This window comes from Nonomuraea glycinis, assembly GCF_035920485.1.
In the GTDB taxonomy this organism is placed as follows: domain Bacteria; phylum Actinomycetota; class Actinomycetes; order Streptosporangiales; family Streptosporangiaceae; genus Nonomuraea; species Nonomuraea glycinis.
The window spans coordinates 69,554-81,708 of the sequence record NZ_CP109166.1 but is presented as its reverse complement, the minus strand read 5'-3'; the positions used below and the strand labels follow the sequence as shown (position 1 = coordinate 81,708).

Here is a 12,155-nt window from a genome sequence, read left to right as displayed (position 1 = left end):
CTATGTCGGCGAGTTCACCAGGCTCTGCGCGGCGTAGACGAGATAGTCCCAGAGCCGCTTGTCCTGCTCCTCGGACAGCTCCAGCACGTCGACGGCGTCGCGCATGTGCTTCAGCCAGGCCTCACGCTCGGCCTCGCCGATCACGAACGGCACGTGCCGCATCCGCAGCCTGGGGTGCCCGCGCTGCTGGCTGTAGGTGTTGGGACCACCCCAGTATTGGATCAGGAACCCGCGGAGCCGTTCCTCGGCGCCCGTCAGATCCTCTTCGGGGTAGAGAGGACGGAGCAGCGGGTCGTCGGCCACCCCTTCGTAGAAACGGTGCACGAGACGGCGGAACGTCTCCTCGCCCCCGACGGCGTCGTAGAAGGAGATCTCAGTCACGGCCCCAGCCTATGCGGTGGGCACCATGGCGATGTCCGCGGCGTCCAGCGCCGACTTCACCCGCAGCCGGAGCTCCCGGGCGACCTGCGCCTGCTGGGCGGGCAGCGTCTTGGCCGACAGGCGGAAGACCAGCGTGCTGTCCGACAACTGCTCCACTCCGTACACCTTCGGCTGCTCCACGAGCATCGTCTCGCGGAACTCGACGTCGGCCCAGATCTCCTCGGCCACGTGCTCCAGCAGCACGCGCACGGTGGTGATGTCGCTGGTGTAGGAGACCGGGACGTCCATGTAGGCGCGCGACCAGCCCTGCGACTCGTTGCCGACGCGGGTGATCGTCCCGTTGCGGATGTACCAGACGCGGCCGTCGGAGTCGCGCAGCCGGGTGACGCGCAGGGTGACCGCCTCGACGGTGCCGATCGCGGCGCCCGTGTCGATCACGTCACCCACGCCGTACTGGTCTTCGAGCAGCATGAACATGCCCGCGATGAAGTCCTTGACCAGCTCCTGCGCGCCGAAGCCGATGGCGACGCCGAGGATGCCGACGCTGGTGAGCAGGGGCGCGATGGGGATCGTCAGGCGGTCCAGCACGGTCAGCAGGGTCGTGCCGATGATGACGATGGTGGCGATGTGCTTGAGCACCGACCCCATGGTCTCGGCCCGCTGCCGGCGGCGCTCACGCAGCAGCGTGTCGATGCCCTCGGCCTGCGAGCCCTTGCGCCAGCGGCCGGAGAGTGGCCCGCTGACGGCGGTGCGGGCGACGACCCGGGTGATCAGCCGGAGCACGACGTTGCGGATCACGATCCCGAACACCAGGATCAGCAGAACGGTGATCAGGCTGGCCACGAGCGGAGCCCAGGCGGCGTTGTCGAACCATCCGGCCAACGTGGCGCAGAGCAGAGTGTCGTTCGAGCAGACGCTCGCAATCTGGGTGCTGACCTCGCCCAAGCTGGGGAGCTCGGAAAGTGACGGGGTCGGCGACGGTGCCGGTGAAGCCAGCAGGGACACGGGACGGGTCCTCCTCGAAAGCGGTTCGGTCGGCGGTATGGGGCCAAACTCCCCAAAGATACCGCCGACCGAACCGGCCGCCGTCACATCACGCCGGGGAAGACGGGGGCGTCAGGCTCCTGGGCCGCGAAGGGAGGAGCCTGACGCTCCGATGACGGACGGCTTGGCCGGGACACACACCCGGAAGCGTGTCCCATGCCGGTTCCGGGAGGGGGCCCCGAAGCGCTCCACGGGCGAACCCGCGAAGCGAGCCTGTCACTCTGAGTGACGAAATCGGAGGCGGCGGGATGGCCAGGGCCCCCTGCGAGAGGGAACCCTCCGCACCGGCCACCCCGCCGACCTCGTGGAGCCGCGGTGGCTGCGGTGAGCCGTGGTGGCTGCGCTCCACCCGGATCACCGCGTCGTCACTCTCCCACCGCGGCGAGCACGCGAGCGACCTTGGTCGCCGCACCAGCCGGGTCGTCGACCGTGTGCATCCGCTCACCCCAGGACCAGCAGTACCACCAGTCCGGGAGTTCGGCGACCTTGGTCGGCCGACAGGTGACGTTCTCGGACAGGCTGGTCGCCTTCGGATTGATCACCCGGACGAACACCCGGCCACTCTGGGTCCGGACCACTCGTGCGAGAAACCCACGGGCGTCGAGTTCCGACACCAGGCGCTCCAGATGTCCGAAGTTGTCGTCCCCCACCTTTCGTCCCCTCCTCAGGAATCGTTGCTGGTGGGCCAAACATGACTCATGTCAACGAGGCGCGCAATGAGCCCCCTGGGCCGGCGGGGAGTCGCATTCTCACTCATAGGTTGTAAGAAACAGTCCGCCGGAGGACGATCCTTATCCGTAATCTTCCTTACGACGTTTTCAAGCAGCCATGAATGGTCCATAGTCATGGCAAGGCGGACTGCAACGTAGGCGCTACGCACGGTGACTAGAGTGACAAGCCGGTCAGGATAAAGGTTGTGAGAGGGGCCGGAATGTCCGGCAGACAGCACAGGGAGACGGAGATGGCCCGGCGGATCAGAGCCAAAGGGCTCGCCACCGGCCGCTCCGCTGCTCAGATCGCCGAAGAGATCCACGAAGTGTGTGGACCTCAGTTCGGCACCACCAAGATCAAAGGGCACCGCCTCTCCTACGGGATCGCGCTCGCCGACGTCATCGAACAGGTCAGAGCCCTGTTCGAGCGGGACGAGAAGCCGCCTCCCGGCATCGGCGAGACGCTGTTGTCCGCCTACGAGAGCGGGCTCAAGCGGCCCGGCCCCGAATACCTGCACTACCTGTGCACCGTCTACCGCGTGGAGCCGGCCTCGCTGGGCTATGCCGGGCCGTGCATCTGCGGGCACGGCCACCGGATGCCGGGCGTGGTCGGCGGCAACGATCTGCAGGGCCGGCATGGCGCGGCGCTGGCGGACCCGCCCGACATCGGGACGCCGCCGCCTCCGGCGGACCAGAGCTTCGAGGGCGAGGAGGATGAGAACATCCTCCGGCGCACCCTGTTACAGCTTCTGTCCAGCAATCCGGGCGTGGCCAAGCTCGACGGCCCGGTGCTCGGCGCCTGCGAGGGCATCAGGCGGCGGATGGATCGCACCCTGGTGTCCGCCACCGTCTCTCCCGCCATGCTCGACCAGTGGGAGGAGGCGACGCTCAGCTTCGGCCGGCAGTACACCACGACGGCGCCGCTCCGGCTGCTGTGCGACGTGCTGCTGGAGTTGAGTACCGTACGCACCGCGATGTGCCGGCGTCAGCCGATCGACCTACAGGAACGCCTGTGCAGGATGGCCGCCCAGCTGTCCGGGCTCAGCGGCATGATCATGATCAACCTGGGTGACCACCGGCTCGCCCGCTCCTTCTTCCGCACCGGGCGCACCGCCGCCGACGAGACCGGTGACCGTGCCCTGCGCGCCTGGGTGACGGCCCGCGAGGCGCTCGTTCCCCTCTACTACGGTGACGCTCGCGAGGCGCTCAACCTGGCGAAGAAGAGCCGGGACCTGGCCGGTCAGACGCCGTGCGCGGCGCAGGCCATGGCGCCGGTCGTCGAGGCCCGGGCCCTGGCCATGCTGTCCGGCACCGACAGCAAGAAGGAGGTCGTCGACCAGGCCAAGCGGGCGCTGGCCCGGGCCCGTAACGCCTTCTCGCACATGAAGGCCGGGGACCAGGAGGACGCGGCGTTCGGCTACACCGAGAAGCAGCTCTACTTCTACCAGGGGGACGTGCTTACCAAGCTCGGCCAGACCCTGGAGGCCGAGGTCGTGCTCGACCAGGCCCTGGACAAGTATCAGGACCACATCCTCGACCAGACGCTGATCAGGCTCGACCGCGCCCAGTGCCGCCTGATCGAGGGCGATCTCGCCGACGCGCTCGACACCGCCACCGAGGCGCTCCGTCTGCTCGGCCCGGAATACCGTACGGACTTCATCATGCGCCCGGCGCTGGCGCTCGAACAGGCGGTGGTGGCGCGGGACGCCAACCATCCGAAGCTGGCCACCTACCGGGAGCAGTTGCGGCCGCCGCAGCCGCTCCTGGGCGAAGGGATCGGCGGTGCATGAAGCTGAGGATTCGCCGTTATCGCTGGTCTGACCTCGACACCATTCTCGCCCTGCACCAGATCTGCCTCGCGGAGGTGGGTCTGGTGCCGGGCGACGGCGTCTACTACGACGACGACTTCCCGCGCATCCAGGAGCTCTACCTCGCCTGTGGCGGGGACTTCCTGGTCGGTGAGGTGGACTCGCGGGTGGTGTCGATGGGCGGGTTGAAACCCGTCGACACGCGTACCGCCGAGGTGTGCCGGTTGCGCGTGCACCCGCACTACCAGCGGCGCGGCTTCGGCGCCGCCATGCTGTCGGAGCTGGAGTGCCGGGCGGTGGAGCTGGGCTTCCACAACCTGTGCGGCGACACCACCCTCAACCAGGGCGCGGCCCTGGCGCTGTACCAGCGCCAGGGGTGGCGGGAGACCTCGCGCCGCGAGGTGGGCGGTCTCACGGTCATCTACGGCGAGAAGCGCCTGGTGTCCGCGACCATCTGAAAGTCCGCATATGAGCCCTGTTACGCCTGATGGCCTAAGTGGTGGGATATAGCCGGTTCGGCGGGCGGTGCGGATAAGGATGTCAGGGTCTACGAGTGAGGCTCTTCACTCCAGGTGGTAGAGGAACCTCACCACCGCTCCACTAGGCCGTGGCGGCTGCGAACAGTAATGAGATGCTTCCGGCATGGCAGTCATGCCCGCTCCCCGGCCCCTGACGGGAGTCGTGCTCCTGTTGTTCGTCAGCGCCGCCTGGGGGTCGGCCTTTCCGCTGATGAAGGATCTCATTCTCCGGTTACCTGTGGACGATCTCCTCGCCGAGCGTTACACGATCGCGGCCCTGACGCTGTTCCTCATCCGGCCCGGCTGCCTGCGAGGGCTGTCATCGACGGTGTGGATCAACGGGATCATCCTGGGGGTCATGTTCGGGGTCGGGCAGGGCGGGCAGGCCATCGCGCTGCACGGCCTGCCCGCCGCGGTCTCCGGGTTCGCGGTCGGGACCAGCGTGGTGATGACGCCCATCATGGCGCTGGTCCTGTTCAGGGTGCGGATGCCTGGACGGGTCTGGGTCGGGGTGCTGCTGGCGCTGGCCGGCATGACCGTGTTCACGTTGCTGCGCGGGGTGGGCGACGACGCCTTCTCGCTGCCGGCGCTCTGGGTGACGCTCACCGCGGCCGCCCTCTACTCGGGGCACACGCTGCTGCTCGCCCGGATGTCGAGGAACGGCGAGACGTTCAACGCCTACGCGCTGACCGTCGTCCAACTCGGCACCATCGGCCTGCTCACCGGCGCGCTGGCCGTGCGGGACGGCATCACCCTGCCGGCCGGCGTGATGGACTGGGCGGCGCTCGCGCATCTGTCCGTTGTCTCGTGCGCGCTGGGATTCCTGGCTCGCTCGTACGGCCAGACGCACGTGCCGGCCGTCCCCGCGGCGGTGCTGATGTCCTCGCAGCCCTTCTGGGTGGCCGCCATCGCGGTGATCGGGTTCGGCGAGGAGATCGGCTGGAGCCTGCTGATCGGCGGGGGGCTGATGGCGGCGGCGATGCTGCTCGCGGTGCCGTCCAGGACGCAGGTGGACGCGCCGGATCCGGTGCGCCGGCAGCTGCTGATCGTGACGCGCCGCGCCTCCTATGTGCTCGGCGAGCTGAAGGTCAAGCGCGACGATCCGCTGAAGCCGGACGGCGTGGACCCGCCGGTGGACCCGCCCGTGGACGCGAAGACCTCCTGCGCGCACACCAAGGACTGCCCCTGGAGGGCGCACGCGGTCAAGGGCTCCGGGGAGCCGAGCCTTGAGCGGCTGATGAAGCGCGCGACCGACATCGTGCGGTCCCAGAACCAGTCGCCGCCCGGCTGCTGCCAGTCGATGACGGTGCTCGGCCGTTGTCTGTGCGATCTTATGGGGCGGTCCGACACAACAAGATCGGGGGCGAGTTCCTGCTGGTTTCGGTCCCAATAGGGCACATATCATCATGAATTACCAGGTGCTTCTTATCCATTAGACTCTTCTTATTCGGACATTAATCTTGATAATTCCCGGGGTGTCCGAATAATAGATAAATAACCCCGATGAAGAGGTGCATCATGAAGCGCATCGCTGTCCGCAAGCCTGGAACCGCGAGGCTGGGCGGGACCTCCGGCGTCATTCACAAGGGGTGACCGAGCGGAGGTCCCACCTCAGGGCGCAGGGCGCTCCGCCCGCCCGCCCCGAGGGCAAGCGGCCGCTGATGCCCATGATCGACGGTCATCGGCGGCCGGGCGGTCCCTACACGGTCGGGGCCGCCCTGCTGGGGCGGTTGGTCCCAGCTGTCTTGGAACGGTCCGGAAATTTGGTGGCGGCCCACGACATCGAGATCCGGGCCGTCGCACCCGAGCTGCGTGGCCTCGTACCGGCCAGGCGGGGGACGCTCGACGCGGACCTCACCGACGACGAGCGCATCCTGGTCCCCGCACCCCGCCGCACGCTCAGGCTGGCCAACGGGATCGCGGAGTTCGTCCGCGACGCGGTGCCGCCGGGCCGCACCCTCGTCGTCTGCAACGGCGCGCAGGCCGATCCCACGGACGTCGAGCTGCTCGACGTGCTGATGCGCAGGATTCCGCCGGCCGTGCTGGCCATCACCGTCTACCTGGGCGGACCGGAGCCGCCGCCCGACTCCCGCGACGCCGCCGAGCTCTGGGCGATCGTGGACCGCGGCGTACGCGAGGGGTTCCTGCACGCGGTGGCCGAGCTCGGCGCGCGCGGGCTGGCGCTGAGCGAGCCGGGCGGCGAGGCGTGGTGGCGCTTCGCCCAGCGCACCGCGACGGCGCTCGGCGGCCTGGGTCGCCGGGAGGAGGCCCGCGCCCTGTGGGAGGAGGTGCGCAGGACCAGCCAGGACGCGGCCGTGCATGCCGCGAGCGCCTACGGCCTGGCCATGCTCGACGCCCGCCACCCCGAACCGGCGCGGCGCGATCTCGGGCGGGCCAGGGGCTGGATGAACGAGGCCATCGCCATCTCCACGCTGCTGCCCGACCCCGTGCGGCGAGCGTTCAAGCTGGGCTTCGACCGCAACGGGCTGGCGCTGATCGAGCTGCGGCAGGGCCGCCTCCGCCAGGCGCTGGCGCTCGTGGAGTCGGCCGTCGAGCTCGCCCGCGAGCTCGGGGACCGGCATCCGCTGCACCGCATGGTGTTGCTGGCCAACCGGGCGCAACTGCTGGCCGTGCTGGGGCGGGCCAAGGAGTCCCTGGAGGACTGGGGGGCGTCGATCGCGATCGATCCCCTCTTCCCCGACTCCTACGTGGACCGCGGGAACCTGCTGTTCGAGCTGGGACGGCACCGTGAGGCGCTGGCCGACTACGAGTCCGCGCTGCGGGCCGGGCCGCCACTGCCGGAGGCCCACTACAACCGGGCCGAGCTGCGGATCGTCCAGGGTGACGTGGCGGGCGCGCTGACCGACCTGGACCGGGTGATCGACCTGGACCCCGGCTACGTGGACGCCTACGTCAACAGGGCCGGCCTGCTCGCCTGCCTCGAACGCGACGAGGAGGCCAGGGCCGACACCACGGCGGGGCTCGCGCTCAGCCCCGGCAACCCCTACCTGCTGACGGTCCTCGGCCAGCTCGAAACCGGCGCGGGCCGGCTGCCCGAGGCCAGGCGAGCGCTGGATTCGGCCATCGAGCTGGCTCCCGGGCTGGCCGCCGCCTGGGGCAACCGCGGGGTGCTCCGCTACGAGGCGGGCGATCCGGAGGGCGCGGTCGCCGACCTCACCCGGGCGATCGCCCTGGCCCCCCAGCCCGACCTGTACGTCAACCGCGCCGTGGCCCTGCGCGCCCTCGGGCGTACGGCAGAGGCGGCGGCCGACGACGCCCGCGCCGCCCCGCAGCCCGAGGTCCCCTGACCGGCGGCCTTACGGCGCCGAGCCCGGCGGCCCTACGGCGAGCCCGGCGGCCCTACGGCGCCGAGCCCGGCGGCCCTACGGCGCCGAGCCCGGCGGCCCTACGGCGCCGAGCCCGGCGGACACCAGAGCGTCGACTGACGCCCGGCGGTCGCTGGAAACGCACCGCGCAGAGGCTACGGTTGAGCCGTGGGGTACAACGAGTTGCTACGTGATCTCCAGCGGGGGGCGAGCGCCCAGGCCGCGGGCATCAGCCGTGGCCACGGCGGGCCGCCGCCGCGCACGGTCAGCGCCCGCTCCGGCCTGCACCGGATGCGCTGCGCCTCACTGCTCAAACCGCTGTACGCGTGGGTGACGGCCGCGCGCATCCCCGACACCGAGCGCTGGCGTCGCCACGCGGAGCCCGCGGTGGTCATCTCGTCCAACTCCGACACCCGCAGCCTCTGGCTGGCCGTCGGCCCGCTCGTCATCCTTGACGACATCTACCAGCGCACCGGCGTCTCCTGGCCGATGCACAACGCCGACCCCTCACGGTTCGGCTCGATCGAGGTGGCGGCCGACGAGGTCGCCACCGCCTACGCGGCGCTCGCCCAGGCCGCGTTCGCCGGCGATCCGGTGGCGGGCAGCGTCCTGGACTGGATGCGCCGGGTCGAGGGCGAGCAGACCTACGGCACGCGCCAGGCGCTCGGCGCGCCCGAGGCGGGGATCAAGTGCGGCTGGTTCGGCGAACCGGACGAGACCTGCCTGCGCACCCACGCCGTGGCCGTGCTGCCGGACGCCGGCACCCGGGCCACGGTGGTGGTGGCGCTGACCGCCCAGCCCTACACCGACGCCCGCGAGCGGGAGGTCTACCACACCAGGGTGGCGCGGGGGGATTCGGTCGAGGCCGAGCACGAGAAGGCGTCGGGGCCGCTGCTGCGCGAGCTGTTGGCGACGACCCTCGCCGAGCTCGGCCACAGCGACCCCCGATGACCTCAGGTCCGTTGGCCACGGCGACACCCGTTGGCCTTCTGGCCGTTGGCCATGGTGATACCCGTTGGCCTTCTGACTGTTGGCCATGGTGACACCCGATGGCTTTCCGTCCCGTTGGTCACAGTGGCACCCGATGATCTTCTGTCAGGGGTCGTCAGCCGAGGGTGGTCAGGCGCTGGATGACCGTCGCCAGGGTCGGCGGCTCCACGGCGGTGGGCAGCTCCCGCGTCCACAGGCAGCTGAGGTAGGCCTCGCGTTCCTCCTCGGTGAGCGCGCCCGGGGTCACCTGGGGGCGGCTGGTGGCGAAGCGGGCCAGGAAGAACGACTCCGTCTTGACGTAGCGGACGCCGAGCCAGGTGAAGTCCCGCTCGACCTCGACCGCGAGGTCCTGGACGGCGGCGCCCGGCAGGCCGGTCTCCTCGGTCAGCTCCCGCCGGGCCGCCCGCAGCGGCGTCTCGCCGGGGTCGAGGCCGCCGCCGGGAGGCTCCCAGAGGTCCTGGCCGCTGACCCGGTCGTGCCAGTGCAGCAGCAGCACCCGGTCGTCGCGGTCCAGGCAGACGACCCGCGCGGCGGGCCGGTCGCTGGTGGTCACTGGTGCACCTTCTTCTTGCGAGCGCTGAAAGAGTGCTTGTGGTTGGATGCCGGTGAGAGCCGGGGTGACGGCCTGGTGGTGGTGGCTCGTTGAGGGCCCGCATGACACTGCCGCCCCCGGCTCTTTCGGGTCTGTTGACCGGCAACAGAGGGACGCGCCGTAGAGCGCCGGTCAGTGACCGCCCGGAGAGCAGTCCCGTCACCGGCATCACGCTGTGGATTGTGTCGAGCTGCGTGAGGAGCCTTGTGGCACTGCAAGATTGCGTCTACTACGTCGGGATCGACTGGGGTTCGGCCGAGCATGCGGTGTGCGTGCTGGATGAGGCGGGCCGGGTGAAGACCCGGTTCACCATCGCTCACACCGCCGCCGGATTCGCCGACCTGGCCCGCAGGCTGGGCAGGCTCGGTGAGGCCGAGCAACTGCCGATCGGGATCGAGCGTCCCGACGGCCGCCTGGTCGATGTGCTGCTGGAGGCCGGGCATCCCGTGGTCCCGGTGAAGTCGAACGCGATCAAGGCCTGGCGAGATGCCGAGGTGTTGTCCGGGGCCAAGTCCGACGCCGGAGACGCCCACGTCATCGCCGAATACCTGCGGTTGCGCCAGCACAAGCTGACCCCGGCCCGGCCGTTTTCCGGGCAGACCAAGGCGCTGCGCACCGTGGTACGCACCCGCGATGACATCATCAAGCTGCGCGTAATGGCCACCAACATGCTGTCGGCGCTGCTGGATGCGTTCTGGCCCGGTGCCAAAGAGATCTTCGCCGATGTTGAGTCGCCCATCGCGCTGGCGTTCCTGACCGCCTACCCCACTCCGGTGAGCGCTGCTCGGCTGGGTGAAAAGCGGATCGCGTCGTTCTGTGCCAAGCACGGTTACTCCGGCAAACGGCCCGCCGCCCAGTTGCTGGCTCGGCTGCGGTCGGCACCACCCGGGGCCACCGGTGAGGCCGAGACCGCCGCAGGCCGGGACGCGGTACTGGCCCTGGTCACGGTCTTGACGACGCTCGGGACGGTCAAGAAGGAGCTGGACCGCTCGACCGCCACTCACCTGGCCGCCCATCCCGACGCCCAGGTCTTCACCTCGCTGCCACGCTCTGGCCTGATCAACGCCGCCCAGATACTGGCCGAGTGGGGCGATGCCCGCAGCGCCTACGACGGCCCGGACGCGGTGGCGGCCTTCGCCGGCGTCGCCCCCGTCACCAAGGCCTCCGGCCGCCACCACGCGGTCGGCTACCGGTGGGCATGCAACAAACGCCTGCGCCAGGCCATCACCACCTTCGCCGGCAACAGCCGTCACACCAGTCCATGGGCCGCCGACATCTACCAGCGAGCCCGCGCCCGCGGCAAGGACCATCCCCACGCCATCCGGATCCTGGCCCGCGCCTGGGTCCGGGTGATCTGGCGATGCTGGCTCGACGGCGTTCCCTACAACCCCACCAAACACGGGGCCGCAGCGGCATTCATGGAGCCTCAAGCGGCGTGAGGTTGACACAGGGGGTGTCATGGGCGGTCCTCCGGCTCGGTGAGGATCAGCGGGAGCAGGCCGGGGAAGCGGTCGTCGAACTCGGGCCTGCGCAGGCGGTTGAGCCGGCGCGGCCCCTCGTCGCGCTGTTCCAGCAGACCCACCCCGCGCAGGACCGCGAAGTGGTGGCTGAGCGTGGACTTGGCCACCGGCAGGTGACTGAAGGTGCCGCAGGGGCGGCTCCAGTCGGGGACCCCGGCCAGCTCGCGGACGATGCGGCGGCGGATCGGGTCGCTGAGCGCGTCGAGGGCGGCCTGCAGCGACACCTCGACGGGGGAGGCGTGCACCAGGGAGCGAGATCGGCTCGACGGGGCTCTGGTGTAGTGTTCCATCTCGATCGAACAGTTTAACCAGAAGGAGTGGCCGTGGACGCCGGGCACGTCGGAGTGTGGCACCCCATGATCGCCAAGGCGCCGGCAGGGGAGGGCCGCCGGGCCGCGGTGGAGATCGAGGAGCTCGGCTACGGCTCCGCGTGGGTCAACGACGGCCGGGGGAGCAAGGACCCGTTCGCCTGCGCGGCCGTCCTGCTGGCCGCCACCGAGCGGCTCGCGATCGGCGCCGGGATCGCCAGCATCTGGTCGCGTGACGCGACGGCCATGGCCGCGGGCGAGGCGACGCTCGGCGACGCCTTTCCCGGCCGGTTCCTGATGGGCATCGGCGTCAGCCACCGCCCGCTGGTGAGCATGCGCGGCCACGACTACGCCAAGCCGCTGACCGCGATGAGCCGCTACCTCGACGGCATGGACGACGCCAGGAAGGTCCTGCCCACGCCGCAGGCGCAGGCGCCCCGGCTGCTGGCCGCACTGCGTCCCCGGATGCTGGAGCTGTCCAGGGACCGGGCCGGCGGCGCGCACACCTACTTCGTGCCGCCCGAGCACACCGTGCTGGCCCGCGACATCCTGGGGCCGGACCGGCTGCTCGTGCCGGAGCAGGCCGTGGTCGTGGAGACCGATCCGGCGCGGGCCCGCGAGATCGCCCGCGCCCACACCTCCACCTATCTGCGGCTGCCCAACTACCTCAACAACCTGCGCACCCTGGGCTACTCCGACGAGGACTTCGCCGACGGCGGCAGCGACCGGCTGACCGACGCCATCGTGGCCTGGGGCAATCCCGAGACGGTCGCCAAGCGGATCGGCGCCCATCTCGACGCGGGGGCCGACCATGTGGCGATCCAGCCGCTGTCGCCCGAGCCGGACCTGGCCGACGCCCTGGTCCAGCTCCGCCTCCTCGCCCCCGCCCTGGGGCTCTAGCTCGCCCGCTCTGGCTCGCACGCTCTGGCTCGCATGCCTCTAGCCCGCACGCTCTGGC

12 protein-coding genes are annotated in these 12,155 nt (G+C 70.3%); 7 read left to right on the top strand and 5 right to left on the bottom strand.

Annotated features, from left to right (window positions below; genetic code table 11):
• The 3 genes from OHA68_RS00425 to OHA68_RS00415 all read right to left on the bottom strand — a co-directional run bounded on the left by OHA68_RS00425 (position 1) and on the right by OHA68_RS00415 (position 2,075).
• On the bottom strand, positions 1-381 hold the full coding sequence (locus tag OHA68_RS00425; RefSeq protein WP_189137173.1) for a globin: 381 nt from the start codon (positions 379-381) through the stop codon (positions 1-3).
• 9 nt (positions 382-390) lie between these two features.
• Positions 391-1,386, bottom strand: coding sequence for a mechanosensitive ion channel family protein (locus OHA68_RS00420; protein WP_327105797.1), 996 nt, complete (start codon positions 1,384-1,386; stop codon positions 391-393).
• Between the two features lie 404 nt (positions 1,387-1,790).
• Positions 1,791-2,075: a hypothetical protein gene (locus OHA68_RS00415; RefSeq protein ID WP_327105796.1), complete on the bottom strand. Its 285-nt coding sequence runs from the start codon at positions 2,073-2,075 to the stop codon at positions 1,791-1,793.
• Between the two features lie 311 nt (positions 2,076-2,386).
• On the opposite strand from OHA68_RS00415, the gene OHA68_RS00410 reads away from it, so the two are divergent.
• The 5 genes from OHA68_RS00410 to OHA68_RS00390 all read left to right on the top strand — a co-directional run bounded on the left by OHA68_RS00410 (position 2,387) and on the right by OHA68_RS00390 (position 8,738).
• Positions 2,387-3,925 carry a tetratricopeptide repeat protein gene (locus OHA68_RS00410; RefSeq protein WP_327105795.1) on the top strand — a complete coding sequence of 513 codons (1,539 nt, stop codon included), beginning with the start codon at positions 2,387-2,389 and terminating at the stop codon, positions 3,923-3,925.
• Entirely contained in the window at positions 3,922-4,401 is a 480-nt protein-coding gene (locus OHA68_RS00405) for a GNAT family N-acetyltransferase (RefSeq protein ID WP_327105794.1), read from the top strand. Before OHA68_RS00410 ends, OHA68_RS00405 begins: the two co-directional genes overlap by 4 nt.
• 184 nt (positions 4,402-4,585) lie before the next feature.
• Complete coding sequence (locus OHA68_RS00400) at positions 4,586-5,854, top strand: DMT family transporter (RefSeq protein ID WP_327105793.1); 1,269 nt, start codon at positions 4,586-4,588, stop codon at positions 5,852-5,854.
• A 196-nt stretch (positions 5,855-6,050) separates the two neighbouring features.
• Positions 6,051-7,769: a tetratricopeptide repeat protein gene (locus tag OHA68_RS00395; protein WP_327105792.1), complete on the top strand. Its 1,719-nt coding sequence runs from the start codon at positions 6,051-6,053 to the stop codon at positions 7,767-7,769.
• Positions 7,770-7,955: 186 nt separating this feature from the next.
• Positions 7,956-8,738 (top strand): hypothetical protein, encoded by a 783-nt coding sequence (locus tag OHA68_RS00390; RefSeq protein ID WP_327105791.1) that lies wholly within the window; start codon positions 7,956-7,958, stop codon positions 8,736-8,738.
• A 154-nt stretch (positions 8,739-8,892) separates the two neighbouring features.
• Here OHA68_RS00390 and OHA68_RS00385 read toward each other — a convergent pair whose 3' ends face one another.
• Complete coding sequence (locus tag OHA68_RS00385; protein ID WP_327105790.1) at positions 8,893-9,330, bottom strand: NUDIX hydrolase; 438 nt, start codon at positions 9,328-9,330, stop codon at positions 8,893-8,895.
• Between the two features lie 245 nt (positions 9,331-9,575).
• Between OHA68_RS00385 and OHA68_RS00380 the strand changes: the two genes are divergently transcribed.
• On the top strand, positions 9,576-10,808 hold the full coding sequence (locus OHA68_RS00380) for an IS110 family RNA-guided transposase (protein WP_327103042.1): 1,233 nt from the start codon (positions 9,576-9,578) through the stop codon (positions 10,806-10,808).
• A gap of 17 nt (positions 10,809-10,825) precedes the next feature.
• Here OHA68_RS00380 and OHA68_RS00375 read toward each other — a convergent pair whose 3' ends face one another.
• The gene (locus OHA68_RS00375) at positions 10,826-11,179 is read right to left on the bottom strand and encodes an ArsR/SmtB family transcription factor (protein WP_189137181.1); all 354 of its coding nucleotides are present in this window, start codon (positions 11,177-11,179) and stop codon (positions 10,826-10,828) included.
• 33 nt (positions 11,180-11,212) lie between these two features.
• Here OHA68_RS00375 and OHA68_RS00370 point away from each other — a divergent pair, with 33 nt between their 5' ends.
• Entirely contained in the window at positions 11,213-12,097 is an 885-nt protein-coding gene (locus OHA68_RS00370) for an LLM class F420-dependent oxidoreductase (protein ID WP_189137182.1), read from the top strand.
• Positions 12,098-12,155 lie beyond the last annotated feature (58 nt).